The 18,927-nt window shown below is 47.8% G+C and carries 16 protein-coding genes and 1 tRNA gene; 6 read left to right on the forward strand and 11 right to left on the reverse strand.

All coding sequences use genetic code 11. The annotated features are described in order from the left end of the window. Window positions 1-38: 38 nt before the first annotated feature. Window positions 39-911: a cysteine synthase CysM gene (cysM, locus tag M0L20_RS10140; protein WP_248476821.1), complete on the reverse strand. Its 873-nt coding sequence runs from the start codon at window positions 909-911 to the stop codon at window positions 39-41. Between the two features lie 264 nt (window positions 912-1,175). Here cysM and M0L20_RS10145 point away from each other — a divergent pair, with 264 nt between their 5' ends. Next, window positions 1,176-1,616 (forward strand): LytR/AlgR family response regulator transcription factor, encoded by a 441-nt coding sequence (locus M0L20_RS10145; protein WP_232560788.1) that lies wholly within the window; start codon window positions 1,176-1,178, stop codon window positions 1,614-1,616. A 94-nt stretch (window positions 1,617-1,710) separates the two neighbouring features. On the opposite strand, the gene M0L20_RS10150 is transcribed toward M0L20_RS10145, so the two are convergent. Next, window positions 1,711-3,417, reverse strand: a complete 1,707-nt coding sequence (locus M0L20_RS10150) for an AMP-binding protein (protein ID WP_248476823.1) — start codon at window positions 3,415-3,417, stop codon at window positions 1,711-1,713. A 261-nt stretch (window positions 3,418-3,678) separates the two neighbouring features. Next, the gene (locus M0L20_RS10155; protein ID WP_248476824.1) at window positions 3,679-4,464 is read right to left on the reverse strand and encodes a hypothetical protein; all 786 of its coding nucleotides are present in this window, start codon (window positions 4,462-4,464) and stop codon (window positions 3,679-3,681) included. Between the two features lie 622 nt (window positions 4,465-5,086). On the opposite strand from M0L20_RS10155, the gene M0L20_RS10160 reads away from it, so the two are divergent. Then, window positions 5,087-6,085 carry an acyltransferase gene (locus tag M0L20_RS10160; RefSeq protein ID WP_248476825.1) on the forward strand — a complete coding sequence of 333 codons (999 nt, stop codon included), beginning with the start codon at window positions 5,087-5,089 and terminating at the stop codon, window positions 6,083-6,085. Between the two features lie 137 nt (window positions 6,086-6,222). On the opposite strand, the gene M0L20_RS10165 is transcribed toward M0L20_RS10160, so the two are convergent. Beyond that, window positions 6,223-6,294: transfer RNA gene (locus M0L20_RS10165), tRNA-Arg, on the reverse strand. A 160-nt stretch (window positions 6,295-6,454) separates the two neighbouring features. Then, a complete protein-coding gene (locus M0L20_RS10170; RefSeq protein WP_232560792.1) occupies window positions 6,455-7,606 on the reverse strand; it encodes an AI-2E family transporter in 1,152 nt (383 codons plus the stop codon). 286 nt (window positions 7,607-7,892) lie between these two features. Here M0L20_RS10170 and M0L20_RS10175 point away from each other — a divergent pair, with 286 nt between their 5' ends. Both M0L20_RS10175 and M0L20_RS10180 read left to right on the forward strand, forming a co-directional pair. Then, window positions 7,893-8,600: a response regulator gene (locus M0L20_RS10175; protein ID WP_232560793.1), complete on the forward strand. Its 708-nt coding sequence runs from the start codon at window positions 7,893-7,895 to the stop codon at window positions 8,598-8,600. Between the two features lie 95 nt (window positions 8,601-8,695). Next, window positions 8,696-9,730, forward strand: a complete 1,035-nt coding sequence (locus tag M0L20_RS10180) for a sensor histidine kinase (RefSeq protein ID WP_232560794.1) — start codon at window positions 8,696-8,698, stop codon at window positions 9,728-9,730. 32 nt (window positions 9,731-9,762) lie between these two features. On the opposite strand, the gene M0L20_RS10185 is transcribed toward M0L20_RS10180, so the two are convergent. Further along, complete coding sequence (locus tag M0L20_RS10185) at window positions 9,763-11,028, reverse strand: aspartyl protease family protein (RefSeq protein WP_232560795.1); 1,266 nt, start codon at window positions 11,026-11,028, stop codon at window positions 9,763-9,765. A 239-nt stretch (window positions 11,029-11,267) separates the two neighbouring features. Between M0L20_RS10185 and tpiA the strand changes: the two genes are divergently transcribed. Together tpiA and M0L20_RS10195 are read left to right on the forward strand one after the other, a co-directional pair. Continuing rightward, window positions 11,268-12,032, forward strand: a complete 765-nt coding sequence (tpiA, locus tag M0L20_RS10190; RefSeq protein ID WP_232560796.1) for a triose-phosphate isomerase — start codon at window positions 11,268-11,270, stop codon at window positions 12,030-12,032. Window positions 12,033-12,097: 65 nt separating this feature from the next. Then, on the forward strand, window positions 12,098-12,613 hold the full coding sequence (locus M0L20_RS10195; protein ID WP_248476826.1) for a cupin domain-containing protein: 516 nt from the start codon (window positions 12,098-12,100) through the stop codon (window positions 12,611-12,613). Here the strand turns inward: M0L20_RS10195 and M0L20_RS10200 are convergent. The 5 genes from M0L20_RS10200 to M0L20_RS10220 all read right to left on the reverse strand — a co-directional run bounded on the left by M0L20_RS10200 (window position 12,584) and on the right by M0L20_RS10220 (window position 18,888). Continuing rightward, window positions 12,584-13,642: a hypothetical protein gene (locus M0L20_RS10200; RefSeq protein ID WP_232560798.1), complete on the reverse strand. Its 1,059-nt coding sequence runs from the start codon at window positions 13,640-13,642 to the stop codon at window positions 12,584-12,586. The genes M0L20_RS10195 and M0L20_RS10200 overlap by 30 nt on opposite strands. Then, window positions 13,620-14,300: a hypothetical protein gene (locus M0L20_RS10205; protein WP_232562782.1), complete on the reverse strand. Its 681-nt coding sequence runs from the start codon at window positions 14,298-14,300 to the stop codon at window positions 13,620-13,622. The genes M0L20_RS10200 and M0L20_RS10205 overlap by 23 nt, the downstream gene beginning before the upstream one ends. Window positions 14,301-14,315: 15 nt before the next feature. Further along, the gene (locus M0L20_RS10210) at window positions 14,316-14,876 is read right to left on the reverse strand and encodes an RNA polymerase sigma factor (RefSeq protein WP_232560799.1); all 561 of its coding nucleotides are present in this window, start codon (window positions 14,874-14,876) and stop codon (window positions 14,316-14,318) included. Between the two features lie 219 nt (window positions 14,877-15,095). Continuing rightward, window positions 15,096-17,270, reverse strand: coding sequence for a S46 family peptidase (locus tag M0L20_RS10215; protein ID WP_248476827.1), 2,175 nt, complete (start codon window positions 17,268-17,270; stop codon window positions 15,096-15,098). Between the two features lie 277 nt (window positions 17,271-17,547). Further along, the gene (locus tag M0L20_RS10220) at window positions 17,548-18,888 is read right to left on the reverse strand and encodes an NAD(P)/FAD-dependent oxidoreductase (RefSeq protein WP_232560801.1); all 1,341 of its coding nucleotides are present in this window, start codon (window positions 18,886-18,888) and stop codon (window positions 17,548-17,550) included. Window positions 18,889-18,927: the final 39 nt, after the last annotated feature.

Consider the following 18,927-nt stretch of genomic DNA (forward strand, 5'->3'; position numbering starts at 1 on the left):
CGGTCTTGGCGCAAGAAGGCCGCTACGGTCCACTAAGTTTACCCAAATAAGTCGGAAGAAAGGTAGCGGTCGCCCCGGTCGCAGATAATGCAGACAATAACCCCCGAATCCAGCTCCTGGGCTAACTGCTGGGCAGCCCATACGGCACCACCGCTGCTCATACCCGCGAAAACACCTTCTACGCTCGCCAGCTTCCGCGTTTGCTGAGTAGCATCATCGGCTGATACGTCAATGACGCGGTCTACTCGTTGCGGTTCAAAAATCTTGGGCAGGTATTCGACGGGCCATTTCCGAATGCCCGGAATCGACGAGCCATCCGTTGGCTGGCAACCGACGATCTGTATAGCCGGATTTTGCTCTTTCAAATAACGGGAGGTTCCCATGATCGTACCTGTGGTTCCCATCGACGAAACAAAGTGAGTAATCTGCCCGTCTGTATCGCGCCAGATTTCCGGTCCGGTGGTTCGGTAGTGCGCTAAGTAATTATCGGGGTTAGCAAACTGATTAAGCATCAGATAACCTCCTTTTTTGACCTGGTCTTCGGCGTAATCGCGGGCTCCTTCAATGGTTTCGGTCAAGATCACTTTTGCACCGAATGCTTCCATGGTCAGTACCCGCTCCCGCGTAGAGTTTTCGGGCATGACCAACTCAATATCTATGTCGTAAAGTCGGGCAATCATGGCTAAAGCAATGCCGGTGTTACCACTGGTCGCTTCGATAAGCTTCATGCCCGGTTTTAATTCACCACGAGATAACGCGCCCTGAATCATGCTGGCAGCAGCTCTGTCTTTCACACTACCACCGGGGTTCGTGCCTTCGAGCTTACCATACAATCGAACGTTGGGATTAGGGTTCAGGCGATTCAATTCTATCAACGGCGTATTGCCGACTAAATCAAGCAGGGTTGCCATGCCAATACATCTGGAATAAACTATGTCGATTTAAGGTCAAATGGATTCAATAAGTTCGCATGGCGGTTTTTTCTCCCGGATGTGACGCAATTTTTTTAGAAATGGTATTATCCAAACTTTTCATATGATTCAAATTTTTTTGCGGGTTAATGAATTGATAATGAATTTTTTGTATAATTGAACACGCTTACTCTATGGAGCATATTTATGTATGTGGAAATAGGCAGGCAGTTTACTTATTCACACCATTAAAATAGATTAATTATGAAAGCCGCTTTGCTTCAAGAGCCGCTATCCAGCGCCTATGTCGAACAAATTGCTCTCCAGTTCGACATGCCCGATCTCGTTTTACCATTCTGGGGTTACCGCAAAAAGATGCCGATGCATCAAATTGTTCGGCTGGAAGGAGAAGGTAATTACACCCTCTTTCACTTCTCGGATGGTAGCCAGCTCATGGTTTCGCTGACGCTTAAAAAAATGGAGAGTCGGTTGTCATCAAAGGTCTTTGTCCGACCGCACAAAAAAAATATTATCAATCTGCTGTATCTGGAAGGTGTTTATCCGGAGACCGTTCAGCCGAAACGACCACAACTGAGTGTTGGTTTGGTCAATGGTCATCGGATAGAAGTATCGCGCCGGAAAGCCAGCCAGTTCATCAAACAAGTGAAAGGATTTCAGGAGGAAATTCAGTCCTTAAATAGTTAGACTCAGTCATAAAAGCGGCCCCTGGGTAATTCTCAGGGGCCGCTTTTTGTCGATTAGTACAGGACCTTTTGAATGGGTTTCTGCCTGGGGTTGGTTATTTACCTTTTATTTTTGCTAGCTCTTCATCCCGCAGCGGCCGGCGCAGAATCTTGCCCACGTTCGACTTAGGCAATTCGGTTCGAAACTCGATCAATTTTGGAATTTTATAAGGCGTCAGATTTTCGCGGCAGAAAGCTTTAATGGTCTCATCTGTCAAGGCGGGGTCCTTCTTCACCACAAAAACCTTAACAATCTCGGTCGACTTCTCGTTGGGAACGCCAATGCAGGCAACTTCAAGAACGCCGGGGCACTGCGAAACGACATCTTCGATTTCGTTCGGGTAGACATTGAAACCTGATACCAGAATCATGTCTTTTTTACGGTCAACGATTTTGAAATAACCGTCTTCATTCATTACGCCAATGTCTCCCGTTTTGAACCAGTTTCCTAACATAACCTGAGCCGTCTCTTCGGGACGGTTGTAATAGCCCGTAAATACTTGAGGGCCGAAAGCGGCAATTTCACCAGCTTCGCCCAGGGGTGCATCGGTACCGTCTTCACGAATGATTTTCATTTGGGTGCTGGGCCACGGAACACCAATCGTTCCAACGCGGATACCCTCACCTACAGGATTAGACGATAGCACAGGTGAGGTTTCGGTAAGTCCATAGCCCTCACAGGGGGTGTTACCCGTAAGCTTAGCCCACCGTTCGGCTACGGATGTCTGTAAAGCCATGCCACCTGCCGAGGTTACCCGCAAACCACTAAAATCGACTTCGCCGATTCGGGGGTGGTTCAAAAGTCCATTGTAAAGGGTGTTAACACCGGTGAAAGCCGATACCTTGTATTTTTTCAGATCGTCGATAAAGGCGTTGAGATCACGCGGGTTCGTGATCAGCAAGTTCATGCAACCGCTTCTCAGCGCCGATAGCGCATTCGTCGTCAGGGCGTAAACGTGATAGAGGGGTAAGGCGGCCACAAAAATGCCTTGGCCTTCTGGTATGCCCGCCGGTCGAATCCAGGCGTGCTGACCCTCGACATTGGCAATCATATTTCGCTGTGTGAGCATAGCCCCTTTCGAAACGCCCGTGGTTCCTCCCGTGTACTGAACAAAGGCGAGGTCGCTGCTTTTAATATCCACAGGCTGGAAGCTGTGACGACTGCCCCGGCTCAGCGCATCGTTGAACGAAATGGCATTGGGCAGTTTATACGGGGGAACCAGCTTCTTGACGTAGTTGACAACCGCATTGACAATTTGCTTTTTGGGAAAGCCCAGTAAATCGCCTAGTTGCGTTACAATGACGTGCTGAATGTCGGTTTTATCGAGAATCTTTTCCAGATTGGCCGCAAAGTTCGCCACAATCACAACGGCCTTTGCACCAGAATCCTTAAACTGGTGCTGCATTTCACGCGGAGTGTACAAAGGATTCGTATTAACCACCGCCAGCCCAGCGCGTAATGCCCCAAACATGGCAATTGGATATTGCAAAACGTTTGGCATCTGAATGGCCAGCCGATCTCCTTTTTTAAGACCCAGATCATGCTGCAAAAAGGACGCAAACTGTTTTGACAGACGGTCCAGCTCGCCATACGTGATCTGCTTACCCATGCAGGCGTAAGCGGGTCGATCACTGAATCGTTGACAACCTTCCTCGATCAAAGCTGCCAGAGACGGGTAAGCATCCGGATTTATTTCGTGGGGAACACCTTTGGGATAAAAGCGTAGCCAAGGATATGTCTGATTCGTTGTGGGCGTGTCCATAAGAAAGATTTGGAGCTTTTCTAGTAAAAGTAAAATAAAATGAGGAAAGGTTGTGTTGCGCGAAGCAATTTATACGACGCTAAGCGGTACAAAAACAAAAACCACAGAATGGATCAGTGGTTTGGCGGTCCTGCTTCTGTTACGGCAAGGAAGCCTCTAATAAAGCTACTCATTGATGGAATAGCTTTATTGCTGTATGTTGATTTACATGAACAAACGCTCTCCTGTGTAATACGCTCTGGTAAGGGCAACGAGTGCGCTTCAATGAAATAACTTACGCTTAAGCCGCTGCCAGCGAGAGGGTGTTTTAAGAATCGCGATGCCTCCACCCGTAATGGCTACTGAAATAGGCCGACCATACGAATAGAGCAGTATATCGTTTAGTTCAATGACCGGGCTTGATGGTGACCCCTGAAACGTAGTTTGTCCGCGCCAAAAAGTTAAGGCATGTACATCAACCTTAAAAGCCGTAGTATCGATACGGGTAGTAATCGGCAGGCTGAAAGCACCCGTATCATCCGATTGCGTAACCCATCGTTCTCCTGATCGAGAAACTGATACATAAGCTCCCGATACCGGTAAAAGAGTACCGCTCGAATCATTCCGCATTATCCGTCCCCGAACGACCCACTTTGTGCTTGGACCAAGTGTACTCCGGACGGGAATTGCCCTGATCGAAACAACCGGTTTTTCTGCCGCCTGGTATACGGTAGCGGGTTGCGAGAGAATTCTACGTTGATTGACCTGCGCTCGGGCCGCTTGCCACCCGAACAAACTCATTGTCAACAGGCTAAGCCAATGCCGCCAAACGGGTCTAGCGCCCTTAGTAGCTGGTACTAATGGGCGGTTTAACTGGTCATCTCGAAAACGGCCACAGTTTGTCGCTAAAGGCTTGCTCAGTAGCTTAATTAATTCCTGATCCGAAAAAGCCGTGTAGTCAATCACTAGTTTCTGGCAGCTTGCGCAAAATCGACCCCGCTCGTCTGGTTGCATCTCGGACCAACGTTCGTGACAAGGCTGTGGAATCTGGACGGAGAAGCTTGACATGGTGTGTACCTTCGACTAGGACTTACTTAACCGGGAAGCATGACTATACTGAATCATCTATCGTTTAACAGGACCACCAGTTGTACAAATAAGAAGCCTGATGGTGTGTCGCTGTTTTAGCAATTCTAAAAGCGGTTGATATGCCTTGTATACTTTAAAATAATGTGTACATCGGTAGGAGCCAGAACAGTGACCAAATAAACGAGGGCTCGAAATGTACTGTCTGAAAAGCCAGCTTTTACAGGCTTTCGCCATATACGATTTTGTAAGAACGCGTGAGCTTATCTGCCATACTATTTACGATAATATAAGCACAAATTAATAAGTGATAATTTTATATAAATACTTGTATAGTAAATAGAAAGTTGATTAATTAGTGCTATTATAACAAATAGGTAAGTAGTAATGGTTCTTATTGCAGTAGGGAGATACTACTTGCAAGAAGCGTTGTTATTTATAACAAACAGATTTAGATAATTGTAATTAAACAGAACTCTATGTCGATTTATATAGTCAAAAACGTAAACGTGTCAACAATTAGTGCACCGTTAGGTCCGAGATCTGTGTTCACTAGTCTGTAATCCTTTTCGATTACCCAATTATCCACATTGCATTGTAGGTCATGGAGCAGCGTAATGCAAGCATAGATGTCTTTCGCTTTTTTGCAGCCTGTTTGGTATTTATCAGTCACAGTGTTTATTCCAATCATCCGTCACTGCTGGCTTTATTAGGAATAGTAGGTCGATGGGCGTTGCCTTTCTTTTTTCTGGTGAGTGGCTATTATTTTGAGAAAAGTTATGCTCGTCGGTCCGTATCTGCCTTTTCCAAAACCATAACGGCTCTGTTATCCGCCACCTTGTTTATTAATTTGTTTTACCTGGTGTTTGTTGGGCTCACGGAAGGGACGCTTAAGCCACTTGCTACGCACTTTACCCTGCTAACCGGTACTTACTTTCATCTGTGGTTTCTGACATCACTTTTATTAAGTTATGTAGTCCTCTGGTTTTTTCTAACCTACAAGCTGACCAGGTTACTGCCTTATCTGGCAATAGCAACCATTGTTCTTGTTCTGCTGCTGACTCCTTATAATTATTTGTTTGGTATGAGCGCACACCCCATTTATGCCCGGTCGCTCTTATCAATCCCCTTCTTATGCATCGGGTTTTTTATTGCCCGATATTCAGTGGATGTTAACGTTTCCAGGCCAACGACCTATGTATTGATTGCCGTAGGTATCGGGATACAACTTATCGAAGGATGGTTTTTGTCGAATGGGGGGCAGGATTCGTCAAGGGTTAACTTCCTGGGCGGCACGTTTTTCGTATCGATTGGAATGTTCTTACTAGCCTTGCAACTGGTTGTGCGCAGCGACAGTGTGTTGGGTTATTATGGCCGTCGGTATTCGTTTCCTTTATACCTATACCATCCGTTCATCAACTACTTTCTTCACAAAACGCTGGAAGTTACGTCAATCGGGGAAGTGATGTATTGGCTTAGTCCAATAGTAGCCCTGGCTGCAACCTTACTCCTGTTTATTTACCTGGATAAATATGCTCCGACCGTATTTCGTGTTCTGAGTGGCAACCTAAGTAGGCCAAAACTTGCTGAAAAGCCAAACTAATCTCTTAACCAAGCTTACACTAAAAGCAACTGAAAATCAGTACGCTTTGCTTGATCTACTAAGGCTGGTTAATTCATATTTATAAATTTAGAAGGGCCAACAGATCGCGATCTGCTGGCCCTTCTAAATTTGTTAAGTGCTCCCGAAGGGATTCGAACCCCTATCGTCGGTACCGGAAACCGAAATTCTATCCATTGAACTACGGAAGCGTCTTTTCCCAATGGGAGTGCAAATATACTAGCTTTTGCTCTAAAAACGCAAGTATCTTGCAAAGATGATTTAAGCAAAAAGTCAAATGAGCAAGCACATTCTTTGAAAAACGAGCTTAATTGTGGGTTGAGTAGGCATTGTGACCTGATTTGTGCTTTCCTACGTTTTCTCGTCAATCTCGCCAATTTTCTTCGCTCGTTTGGGTAGATGATCAGCCAGTTGCTGAAAGTTTTTGATGGGTGGACGGGGCTTTTCGGCTTCGCCGATCAAAAAACCGTAAGGGTTAAGTGACTCGACAGCATCGAAAATCACTTTTATGATGGCCGTCATGGGTAGTGCTAGTACCAGGCCCGGAAATCCCCAGACGTTTTCCCACAAAATCAGGACTATAATAGCCGCCAGCGGATTAATACTTACCTTGGAGCCAACGATATAAGGTGTAATGAAATTACCTTCCAACGTTTGAACAAAGAGAAAAACGCCAATGACGCCGAGCGCTTTCAGCGGATTATCTTGCGTGACCAATGCGTAGGCTGCGGGTAGAAGCGAACCCATGGAAATTCCGAAGTAAGGGATCAAAACCAGACAAGCACCAAAGAATCCGAAGAAGATAGCATAGTCAATGCCGAGGATAAATAGCCCGATGGTCATTAGGGTACCGATGATCAAAATAACCAATACCAGTCCGGCCAAATAATCTTTTACGACGTTGTAGATACCGCTCAGCACAGCATCTATCTTGGAGCGCCGTGTACCATTGAACGCTCTGTAAAAAAAGGACCGGAAAAAGTCGCGGTAAAGCAAAAAGAAGAAGATAAACAGCAGCACCAGAAAAACATCCGTTAGGGTACTGGTCGTAGCCAGTAGCGTGCTGGTCAGAATGGTGCCACCTTCAGCCAAAGCTTGGTTCAGGTATTTACGGACTTCAGCGACCTGGCGTTGCCGGTCGATGTTCAAACGTTCGTCGGCGTACGTTTGAAGCTGCCCCAGATACTCGTTACCTCGCTTGATCAACTGCGGTATGACTTCGGCAAAGCTGCTGATCTGCATCGAAACAGCGTATAGAATGCCAACGATAACGGCCAGCGTCAGGATTAAACACAAGATAATGGCGAGTATTCGGGGAAGTCGCCAGTTTTCAAGTCGTTGCGCCAACGGAAAGAGCAGGACGGAAAATAGAATAGCAAAAACCAGCGGAATTAATAATCCATGGAGTGCATGTAATCCGTAAATAATAATAACCAATGACAGTAATACGCAGGAAATTTTAGCGTATAAGGGAAGCTTTATCTCCCGGGCGCGAGTATCCATAATGCAGCATAAACACGAATTCTAGTCTAATCGTTATTAAGTTTTTTTAAGCTGGAAAGGATACAACAGACTATACCGTCCCGTTGGCGGGCTAGTTGAAATCTTATAGCGTATAGAGTGAATTCAATGGGTTAGTAATCAACGGGTAACAAAAGCTTATGGAAGTTGTTTGCTTGTTAAATTTTTGTTAAGTATGTACTGTTTAGGCGTAACGTTGTGGATAAGCCACGTAACTTCGCAGTAGCCTAAGCTAACTAATAGGCTGTTCTCACCAATTCCGCTTCTCATGAGTGCTGCTAAAGCTGCTCAACCGCAACATCGCATTTTAGTCGTAGATGACGACGCCGACATTGTCGAAATGCTCGAATACAATTTGATTAAGGAAGGGTACGATGTGCGCACAGCGACCGATGGTCGTAAAGCCGTCGAAATTGCCCGTACTTATTTGCCTGAATTAGTAATGCTCGACATTATGATGCCGAAATTAGACGGTATCGAAGCAGGTCGGCAATTACGTGACATACCCGAATTACGTCAGACTTACATTCTGTACCTGACCGCCCGTTCGGAGGAATATTCAGAAGTCGCGGCTTTTGATGTCGGGGCTGATGATTACATCACGAAACCCATCAAGCCTCGTGCCTTGATGAGTCGGATTAATGCACTCTTCCGGCGCGAAGCCCAACGCGATGATCCAGGTGAGCAGATCAATATCGCCGAACTAACCATCAACCGGAAAAATTATTCGGTTACGCAGGGTGACAAGTCGGTCATTCTACCCAAAAAGGAATTTGAACTACTGTTTTTTCTGGCGCAACATCCCAATAAAGTGTTTAGCCGGGAAGAACTTCTGCAAAAAATCTGGGGGGCCGATATTTATGTCCTCGAACGCACTGTCGATGTTCATATCCGTAAACTCCGCGAGAAAATCGGGGATACGCATATTCGAACGCTTAAAGGAGTTGGCTACATGTTTACCGACCAGCCCGAATAAACGAATGAGTGAATTAGTGACTGAGCGAATTGGTTTATTGATAAGTGATTGTGTGCCTATGCTGGGACACAATCACTCATTCTCTTATTTAGTTGATGTCGCTTAGCCCCCGCTTTATTGCTTTGCTGCTGGCGTCGCTGATTTCGGCGCTGACGGTCGTTTTTTTAACCTTCGTGGAAGGCGTAACCAACAACATGTTGTTTGTTGTGGGAATCTCCTCGTTTGGCGTCTCGTTTTTCCTGGTCCTGTACGCCATTGAACTGCTCGTTTTTCGGGAAGTCAATAAAATGTACAAGACCATCCACAAACTCAAGATCCGTGATTTTGCTATTTCGCGCAAGACAATCGTCAAAAACGTCAATCCCTTCAAGAAGCTGAACGACGAGATCTTTGTTTATGTCGCCAAAAAGCAGAAAGAAATTGATGAACTGAAACGGCTGGAACAATTTCGGCGTGAATTTCTGGCCGATGTTTCGCACGAACTGAAAACCCCAATTTTTGCCGCGCAGGGATTTATCCATACCCTTATCGACGGGGCCGTCGATGATGAGTTCGTGCGGGATAAGTTTCTGGCAAAGGCGGCTAAAAGTCTGGATGGTCTGGATGCGTTGGTCAAAGATCTGGTAGCGCTTTCGCAACTGGAAACCGGCGAGGTAACGATGAGCTTTGAGCGCGTTGACATTGCCCAGGTGACGGAAGAAATATTCGAACAGCTAGAAACGATTGCCAGCGACAAACGTACGTTTCTAAAGTTACGAATCGATCAGCCCGGCCCGGTCTGGGTGAAAGCGGACCCACAGCGCATCATGCAGGTTATGACCAACCTGATCGAAAATGCGGTTAAATACGGGAATGAGAACGGCAAGGTTATCGTAAGTCTCGAAACCGACAAAAAACATGTGCTTATCGCCGTCAAAGACGATGGTCCCGGTATCCCGCCCGAACACTTGAGCCGAATTTTTGAGCGGTTCTACCGGGTCGAAAAAAGCCGCTCTAAGGATCGGGGTGGTACGGGGTTAGGGTTGGCCATTGTGAAGCATATCCTGAATGCTCACAAAGCAAAGATCACCGTCATGAGCAAATTGGAAAAAGGAACTACGTTTCGCTTCAAACTGGAACGAATGGAGTAACCAGGCCAATCGTGTTTTTTACGTCAGAAAAGTTAGATGAATCGTTTCAGGGCAAAATGCGCAATAACCATCTGCCCATTACGTCTGACCAGGATAGAGACTTCCTTGCCTTCGCCTTTTTGAAGGATCTTATAAATATCGCTGACTGTCAGGTTCTTGGCTGAGTAGTTATTGACAAATAAAACTTCGTCACCTTCTTTGAGGCCAGACAGATCAGCGGGGGAGCCTTCGATGATTTTGCCGACGTAATAGTTGCGCAGCTGTTCGCCTTTGGCGCGAAGCTCCAGACCGCTCATATCGTGCTCAAACGTTTCGCGCATCAGACGCTTGACCGGTTTCATCACAACGTAGCGCTCCGGGTAGTTGAACGTGACGTTGAACCGGCGCAGCAGCTCGCAACCGACATTGCCCTGTCGTTCGGGCATATCGACCAGCTTCATCCCAAAAGCGGTGCTATCCGGGAAGGACGCCAGGATATTATCCAGTTCATAACGGCCAAATTTTATTTTCTGAATCCGACCCATGCTGCCGTTGATCACACCGTTTAACCCACGCCCCAGTTGCGCCCGAACCACTTTGGCCGGCAAGGGCATTGCATTTGTGCTGCGCGAGGGGTCCAGCAGAAGGGCATGACCAGCCCCCGTGTCCAAAACCACCCGAAGCGGCATAGACTTTTCTCCGTCGTAAACAGACAGTGCATCGGTGTACGCTTTGGTGTCTTGAATCGTAATAGGATAACGGTCGCCTTTCCGCTTCCTATAGCGGTATTTTTTTGGCTGCATGATGACGAGTTCCCGCCGGGTAAAATCAACGTTTACGACAAAATTGGCAAAGAGTTCATAGCCAAAAATGCCATGAACCGGTGTTCCGACAAACTCCGAAAGCTTTAGAATGTCTTCGTCCAACAGCACAATGTTGTGGTGCGAAGCCCGTAGGTCGCCCATTCGCAGGTTGTTGTTGATCGCAATTGATGCGGTCAAGTTAGCCCCTTCACCTGCCCCCGCAATTTTCATTTTTCGGGCGAGTGTAAGCGGTTGTTTTTTGAAAATACTAGGATCGGTAATAATAGTATTGCTAACGCCCGTATCCAGAATAAAATGGAGCGTATCGGAATCATTGATGCGTACCGGGACGATAATCAGGTTTGAATGAAGTTGGAAAGGAATTCGCGTCCAGGAGCGATTCCCGGCTATATAAAAGCCGTAACGGTCGCGATCCGGGGTACCCTTGTTGCCATCCTTGGCCCAAGCGTCCAGACAGATGCATAGCATCCCGATTGCCAATAGTACCGCCTTCATGTAGATGTTGTTTATAGCATTGAAATTACGTATTTTTTACTAGAATAACACAAAAAAAGAGTGGTGAGTTTTGCTCGTGAACGAGCGGTGTACACCGGTGAACGATCGCTTTACAAAATTTACCACTGCTCCAAACAACGGGTTCGGATGAAAAGCCCTAATTTCGCCCAGAGTTGATAGACAATGCCCTGTTTAAGTAACTCATTGTAGTTGATTATTAGCACATTATTTTCTGTTCTATGCGTAAAAAGATAGTTGCCGGTAACTGGAAAATGAACAAAACCTTCGAGGAAGCGAAAGCCCTGCTATCGGAGGTGATCAATATGGTTAAAGATGAAGTTACGGGGGACGTTCAGGTGGTGCTTTGTCCGCCTTCGTTGTACTTGACTACATCACGCCAGTATATCGCACCAGGTGGTAAGATTTCACTAGGAGCACAGAACTGCCACGAGAAAGCTTCGGGTGCTTATACAGGTGAAATTTCGGCACCGATGCTCCAGTCTATCGGCGTCGAATACGTCATCCTGGGTCATAGCGAACGGCGTCAGTATTTCGAAGAAACCAATGCGCAATTGGCCGAAAAAGTCAATAGTGTACTTGAAAATGGCCTGACGCCAATTTTTTGCTGCGGTGAATCGCGCGATCTACGCGAAAACGGCGATTACATCGGTTTTGTAAAAGATCAGTTGACCGAAAGCCTTTTTCACCTGTCAGCTGAATCGTTCAGCAAAGTCGTTATTGCTTACGAACCCATCTGGGCTATCGGTACCGGCTTAACGGCTTCATCGGCGCAGGCGCAGGATATGCATTTCGAGCTTCGTCAGCACATTGCCGGCCAGTATGGCGATGAGGTAGCGCAGGAAACATCAATTTTATACGGCGGTAGCGCCAACGAGAAAAATGCGGCTGAGCTTTTCGCACAACCGGATGTTGACGGTGGTCTTATCGGTGGTGCTTCGCTCAAATCGCGCGAGTTTACCAACGTTATCAAGGCTCGCCAGTAACAACAATGGCCAGGCATTAACCTGGCCATTACTTTTTCTAACGCTTAAACGAACGTTGGTTCCGGATGACAGCTGCTTACTACGTCCAGAAATTACAGATGGAGCCCCATCCTGAGGGCGGTTATTTCGCCGAAACCTACCGGTCAGCTGAAACGATTTCCCATTCGGCCTTGCCTGATCGATTCAGCGGTAATCGTGCGTTTGGAACGGCGATTTATTTTTTGCTGGAAAGCCACCACGTTTCTGCGCTTCACCGAATACAGGCTGACGAAATCTGGCATTTCTACGCGGGAGGACCACTAGACGTTTTCGTAATCGATCCAACCGGCGAACTGACAGTTATTCGTTTAGGCAACAAGCTGGAACAGGGCGACGTATTTCAGGCGGTTGTTCCGGCGGGCTGCTGGTTTGGCTCGAAGCCCGCCGAGGGTAGCGCTTTTTCGCTCGTGGGCTGCACTGTTGCGCCGGGTTTCGACTTTGCCGATTTCGAAATGGCTGATCGCGCTACACTTCTTGAGGAATACCCTCAACACCGGGCGGTTATCGAGCAGCTAACGGAAGTTTACATTCCCAAACTTTGAGATAACCCGAACCTTAGGGCCTGAACCGCTACCGATTTTACCCGTGTATTGCTTCGTCAGACGAGGTCCCGAATTACTCTTCTCTTCGGGTTGTGTTCGAAAATGCAGCGACTGATCGGATGCGTAGTTGAAGTTGCCGTAGCTAACGGTCACGTCGAAATCGCAGTTATTTACATTTTCCATCGGCAAGGCAACGGATGAGTAATTCGCCTGAATATCAATGTTATCTACTTTATTAGATAACTGCTCGATCCGAAAACCACCCGAAAAGTCGAGTTTAATCTTTCCCGATTCGCGCAGGGTGCCAATCTTCGCTCCTGAGTAGTTGATATCCGCATCCAGTTTACCAACGTCCCCGATGCTCATTTTACCGAACTTGTTGCTCAGGACAAGCACGTTCACCCGATCCAGTTCCAGATTACCGTAGGCAATGTCCAGTTTCCCTTCGTCAAGCGTGTGAATATCAGCTTTGCCGTAAGCAACATCAATGTCGTTCTGGCGGCCCAGCAATTGATCGGCGCTAAAATTACCGTAGCGCGAATGAACTGACAGCGGGGCATGGAATGACGGAATACTGGTGTTGCCAAACTTATTACGAATGGTCAGCGCGTTTTTCTTGGGCATCGTCACTTCGTAATTGATCTTTACAAAGTTTCGGTCGCCGTTGTTTTTCCAGCTGTTCAGACTCCAGTTCGACAATTTATTCTGGCTGAAATTTGTGCGGATGAGAATCTGATCGCCACTCCGTTTTTCTTCAATCGAAACTGCATCCAGGTACCGTTGGACACGTTCGTCCGAATCTGAGTTGGCTACGATGGTGATTTGAACGCGAATTTCGCTTTTGTCCCACAATCCCACCGATACTTCGCCGAACTGATTGTCAACGACCAGGTTGTCTTTGGCATCGACATCGAATAGCTTGATAATGGTTTTCTTTCGTTCAGTCGCGCCCGCCACAATCGGGTCCTCGGCTCGCGTTAGCAGCGGGCAAAGGAAAAGCAATAGGCTATACAGGATTCTGATTTTCATTCGTTTGCTGTTTAATGCGTTGAATAACACGCAACTGTTCGTTAAGCAGGTTGATCTGTATTTGCAGGTTCTGAATCATGGCCTGAATCAGCATTTCCTGATTCGGATTTTTCGGCAGATCGGCTTTCAATGACTGGTACGATTTTTCGAGCCGGTTAAGGTCCGTCGCAAATTCTTCGTACAGAGCGGGATTATCTTCGGTCATGTGTTTCAGTTCGGCCCGCTTATCATCAATTAGTCGCGTATACTGAACGACTTCTTTGGCGTAGGTAGGGCCGACCGCCACCACTTCGGGTTGACGGGTAACACCGTACTGGTGATTCATGTACAGAAAGCTGCCCGCCAGCAATAACACGGCGATAGATGCGGCTACTCGCCAGTCCAGGCTCGACCATGACCAACCAGACCGGTCGTGCCTGGATTGACCTAGTCTTGCTTGACCAAGTTGGTTGTTATCCGATTCGGACCCGTTTTTATGAATTTGCCCGAATGGGAAGGTGCTGTCGAGCCGAGCCTGATCGGGCGTCGAATCTTTCTCATCCGGCGGTTGTGCTGGTAACCCGGCTTCTATCTTACGCCACAAGTCCAGGGACGGCTCTTTGTCGTCAAAATCCTCGCGATTGTCGCGTATGAAGCGTTCTAAATTATCTTTTCTCATCATTAGTTCTGTTGTTCATTGCAATAATTCTAACAACCGTTTTTTACCCCGCAGATATTGTGTTCGGGATGTTGTTTCACTAATATTCAACACATTGCCTATCTCTTCGTGATCATACCCCTCAAATAAATACAGCGACAAAACAACCCGGTACCCTTCTGGAAGCAACTGCATCGCTCGCCTAACCCGTTCTACTTCAAGCTGAGTCCCTTCTTCGTCGTAGGGTTCCGGATCGGCAAAGTCGGGACCATCGTCTTCACCAAACCGATTTGAATCCATATCGACGAGTTCCAGGCGACGACTACGCAGGTGATTAATGGCCCGGTTAACCACAATCTGCTTTAGCCAAGCCCCGAAAGTACTCTGCCCCCGGAACGAACTGATGTGATTGAACGCATCCATGAACGCTTCCTGCAATACGTCTTCGGCTTCAGCCTCGTGATTGAGAATACGGAGGCAGACGTTGTACATCGCTTTGACGTACTGCTGGTAAAGTTCATATTGAGCCCGTCGCTCACCCTGTTGGCAGCGCCTGACCAAGTCAGCATGGCGATCTGGGTATGGTTTAGGTTCCAACAGTTTCAGCCTAGTGTGTAGTTTAGATTGTAATCAATGAAAAGATGGAAGAAAAAAACAAATGTTGCACGGGTTCTTAAAAAAATAGGTAGCTACGCTAACTAGAAGGTCTACCCCAAGCAATAAAAAAAGGACAGACCCGTTTTGTCTGCCCTTAATTAGCTGGTTTCTTGCGCTATGTGGCTAGTCTGTTGAACAACTAACTCATAGGGCGCAATCTTACTTTTTCGTCGATACTTTACCCGTCGAATTCGCGGAAGTACCGCCGGTCAACTCGCTTACCAACCGATCTGCTTTGTAGATGTAGCGCATAGCGGCTATAATACCACCAGTATGAACCGAGATGGTTCGGTTTGCGTCGGGTACAAAAATGAACTCGCCCGGCAGGCTTTCCATGTTTCCGTCGAAAGCCAGACCGACTGCTTCCCGATTTTTGTTGATCATAGGACTTCCTGAATTGCCGCCAATAATATCGTTGGTTGAAATAAAACACATTGGCTCCTTCAACAAGGCCGCCGGTGGATTCTTCCAGCGGGCGGGTAGATTCCAGGGTGCTTTATCGGCAAATGAATAGTTACGGTCGTATAAGCCCGAAAACGTTGTCATGATCGGTGCTTTGGTGCCGTTGTAATTATAGCTCTGAACTACGCCGTCATTGATACGGAGCGAAAAAGTAGCGTCGGGTGGTACGGCAGCGCCGTATACGTCGTACAGCATCCGCCCTAATTGGCCGCGCAGTACCTCCTGCCGTTGCGAGATTTGTCGTGCCTGACGGGCTGCGGCCACATAGCGTGGGAAGCCAATGCGGGCAAGTACCAGCATCGGATCGTCGGAGGCCGCAATTGAGCCGGGCCGCGTAGCCAGTTCTTTTATAAAGGCTGGATTGTTCAGTTTAGTTGTTTTAAGCAAGTAAGCCGCTGCCTCTTTAGGCGTTCGGGGTTTGCCCGCAACCATTCCCAACGCCGTTTTTACGTAAGGGTCGTCATTACCCAGGCCCGTCTGGGCTTCGGTCAGGTGAGCGGTCAGGTACGCTTCTTCCAGAACAGCGCTTTTTACGTTTGGCGATACCAGAAGCGAACGGGCACTTTCCGCATCCTGCGGACGGGAAGTCAACAGCTCACCAAATTGGGTCAGCACATTCGCAAAGGTGAGGTATTCACCCATAATTCGCTCGCTGGGGGCCAGGTAGTTTGCATCCTTAAACAGACTACGCAACTGAGCCGTATTGGTGGCAATATCGTCCCACGTTTTTAGCTGATCGGCGGGTAGGTTTTTGGCTTTGGCCGCTGTCTGAAACTGATGCTCGAAGTTGGCCTTACGGGCCAGTAAACTTGCATCGCGCAAGCCCGCCAGTTGCCCACCGTAGGCCTTCAGGCTGTTTTCGTAGCTGAAGATCTCGTTTAAGATGCTGTCGTTTTTGGCCGTAGCATTATAAGCCTGTAGAGCAGCCGAGCGGTTGCGCAACAGCTGAATGGTTGCGGGTGTCTGCAAATCGCGGTCAAATTCTAGCTCGGCAACGGTCTTGAGCCGTTCGGTGTGACCGGGGTTACCAATCACAAAAATTGGTTCGCCGTCGCGGATACCGTTGGTATTGAATTTAAAAAAGTGCGTAGTCTGGAGTGGCTTGCCGTTGTCGTACACCCGAAAAAAGGAGCAGTCAAGCGCGTAGCGGGGGTAAGTAAAATTGTCGTAGTCGCCACCAAAGAAGCCAAGCTGCAATTCGGGCATAAATACGAGCCGAACGTCGTTGTAGCGTTTAAAGCCGTACAGCGCATACCGCCCGCCATTGTAAAACGTAATCGTCTGTAATTCCAGCCCCTGCCAGCCTGCTTTTGTGCTGTATTCCTGCTTAACCGTTGACAATGCTTGTTCGCGGGCCTGCAACTGTGCCTGCTCGTTGCCTACGCCGTTCATTGCGTCCTGAACACGTTTCGTAATATCCTCAATCTTGACGAGTTGATCGACGAACAAACCGTCTACCTTGCGCTCTTCGGTGAGGGTTTTCGCAAAAAAGCCGGTTGCGTTCAGATCTTCTCCTTTGCGCGTAACCCCCGTTCCTGACTCGCGGGCGCAGTGATGGTTTGTCATGACCAGCCCATTGGCGGAAACAAATGAAGCCGAACAGTAATCGGCAAAACGTAGCGATGCGAGCCGGGCCTCATCGAACCACTTATCGTCTGGTTTGAAGCCGTATGTCTTCGTGAAAAACTCCTTCGGTGGGGCATCGAAAGTCCACATTTTCCCCAAGTCTAGTGGACCGCCTTTGGTACTATCGACTTGATCCGCCGGGGCGGTTCCGGGATAAGGCTCGGTTGATTGTGCTAAAAGTGGACCTGTGAGGGTGGTGAATAGCGCACTTACAAGCAGTGTAGAGCGAAGGTTAATCCTGTGCATCAGAGAAAATAGCTAGTAGCCAATAAAACGTGAATTTGGCGCAAACGTTTTATGAAATCGTTTTTGCACTGCCAGCTCAAGGTCGTGGGTCGTCGTTAATCCCTGCGGAATTCATTCGTTCTAGTCAATACCACTTCTCTGTAGCTGCATATGAATTGTGTAGCCATTAAATACACCGCCAATAGTGGCTGTTCGTACCCTCGTCGGTAAGCTCAAACGCACAAACGGCAACTCCTTTGCCAAGAAGCTGCCGTTTGCGTGTTTGAGCTATGGTTACTTAACTCATTTCGTTTTTCAGAAGAATTTCTTGACCGACCTTATCATCTTTCCGGACAAAAGGTCGGATGATGATCCGGGTACCCCGTTCGTACGTGAACAATCGGTATATCCAGTTACTGAAAACAATCAGTTTGCTACGGAAGCCGACCAGGTACCAGATGTGCACAAAAAGCCAGGAGATCCAGGCAATAAAGCCACCGAGGTGAATATTTCCCGGTAGGTCAGCCACGGCACGGCTACGGCCTACAATCGCCAGCGATCCTTTGTCGAAGTACTCGAACGGTTCCGTTGGCTCGTTCTTCATCAGTCGGCGTAGGTTTTTCGCTAGGTGCACACCCTGTTGAATGGCGGGCTGAGCCACCCCTGGATGACCTCTTGGATACTTTTCCAGTTTCATGAACGCAATATCACCGATGGCAAATACATCGTTCAGACCTATGACGCGGTTGATGGGGTCTACCAGCACTCGGCCCTTTTCAATGGATTCAGCTGGAATACCGTCGATTAGGGCTCCGGTTACGCCCGCTCCCCAAACCAGGGTTTGCGTTCTGATTTGCTCACCGCCTTTAAACGTTACCGTATCGCCGTCGTACGATTCGACAAGCGTATTTAGCTTGATGATAACGCCCAGATCTTCGAGATACCGTTGCGATTTTTGCCCGGCTTCATCCGACATTGGTGGTAATACCTTGCCCAGCCCCTCCACGATGTAGATTTTCATCTGACTGAAATCCAGACCGGGATAATCGCTTGGTAGAACGTGTTTCCGCATCTCGGCTAGTGAGCCAGCCATCTCGACACCGGTCGGCCCCGCTCCGGCAATAACAAACGTCAGCAGACTCTGCCGTTCAACCGGATCGGTGGTGACGCTGGCCTGTTCGAAGCATTGCAGAAACTGGCTTCTCACATTGAGCGCTTCAGGAATAGTCTTTAACGGAAACGAATATTTCTTGATCTGTTCATTGCCGAAGAAGTTTGATTTTGTTCCCGTAGCAATGACCAGATAGTCGTAATGCAAGTCGCCGATGGTCGTGGTTACCGTTTTAGCGGCTGGATCAATTTTGTTGACCCGCACCATCCGGTAATGGAAATCCTCGAAGCCGTCAAACATTTTCCGGAAAGGTTCGGCAATAGCATCCGGTTCTAGCCCGGCGGTTGCTACCTGATACAGCAGGGGCCAGAAACCGTTGTAATTTTGTTTGTCGAGCAACACTACCTGAACATCTTTATTTTTCAGGCTTTTGGCTAAGTTCATACCGCCAAATCCTCCGCCGATAATGACGACGCGCGGTTTGGTAGTATCAGGTATATTCAGCGAAAGTTTATCAAATTGGAGCATCGTCGTGAAGTTTTCAGCCCAGCGGTTGTTTACGGTTGT

It is taken from the genome of Spirosoma liriopis (genome assembly GCF_023196085.1).
Taxonomy (GTDB): Bacteria; Bacteroidota; Bacteroidia; order Cytophagales; family Spirosomataceae; genus Spirosoma; species Spirosoma oryzicola.

What these genes read in the sequence shown, in the direction of transcription:
- cysM (WP_248476821.1), bottom strand. Translation starts at nt 911, where the DNA reads ATGGCAACCCTGCTTGATTTAGTCGGCAATACGCCGTTGATAGAATTG.
- M0L20_RS10145 (WP_232560788.1), top strand. Translation starts at nt 1,176, where the DNA reads ATGAAAGCCGCTTTGCTTCAAGAGCCGCTATCCAGCGCCTATGTCGAA.
- M0L20_RS10150 (WP_248476823.1), bottom strand. Translation starts at nt 3,417, where the DNA reads ATGGACACGCCCACAACGAATCAGACATATCCTTGGCTACGCTTTTAT.
- M0L20_RS10155 (WP_248476824.1), bottom strand. Translation starts at nt 4,464, where the DNA reads ATGTCAAGCTTCTCCGTCCAGATTCCACAGCCTTGTCACGAACGTTGG.
- M0L20_RS10160 (WP_248476825.1), top strand. Translation starts at nt 5,087, where the DNA reads ATGGAGCAGCGTAATGCAAGCATAGATGTCTTTCGCTTTTTTGCAGCC.
- M0L20_RS10170 (WP_232560792.1), bottom strand. Translation starts at nt 7,606, where the DNA reads ATGGATACTCGCGCCCGGGAGATAAAGCTTCCCTTATACGCTAAAATT.
- M0L20_RS10175 (WP_232560793.1), top strand. Translation starts at nt 7,893, where the DNA reads ATGAGTGCTGCTAAAGCTGCTCAACCGCAACATCGCATTTTAGTCGTA.
- M0L20_RS10180 (WP_232560794.1), top strand. Translation starts at nt 8,696, where the DNA reads ATGTCGCTTAGCCCCCGCTTTATTGCTTTGCTGCTGGCGTCGCTGATT.
- M0L20_RS10185 (WP_232560795.1), bottom strand. Translation starts at nt 11,028, where the DNA reads ATGAAGGCGGTACTATTGGCAATCGGGATGCTATGCATCTGTCTGGAC.
- tpiA (WP_232560796.1), top strand. Translation starts at nt 11,268, where the DNA reads ATGCGTAAAAAGATAGTTGCCGGTAACTGGAAAATGAACAAAACCTTC.
- M0L20_RS10195 (WP_248476826.1), top strand. Translation starts at nt 12,098, where the DNA reads ATGACAGCTGCTTACTACGTCCAGAAATTACAGATGGAGCCCCATCCT.
- M0L20_RS10200 (WP_232560798.1), bottom strand. Translation starts at nt 13,642, where the DNA reads ATGAAAATCAGAATCCTGTATAGCCTATTGCTTTTCCTTTGCCCGCTG.
- M0L20_RS10205 (WP_232562782.1), bottom strand. Translation starts at nt 14,300, where the DNA reads ATGAGAAAAGATAATTTAGAACGCTTCATACGCGACAATCGCGAGGAT.
- M0L20_RS10215 (WP_248476827.1), bottom strand. Translation starts at nt 17,270, where the DNA reads ATGCACAGGATTAACCTTCGCTCTACACTGCTTGTAAGTGCGCTATTC.
- M0L20_RS10220 (WP_232560801.1), bottom strand. Translation starts at nt 18,888, where the DNA reads ATGCTCCAATTTGATAAACTTTCGCTGAATATACCTGATACTACCAAA.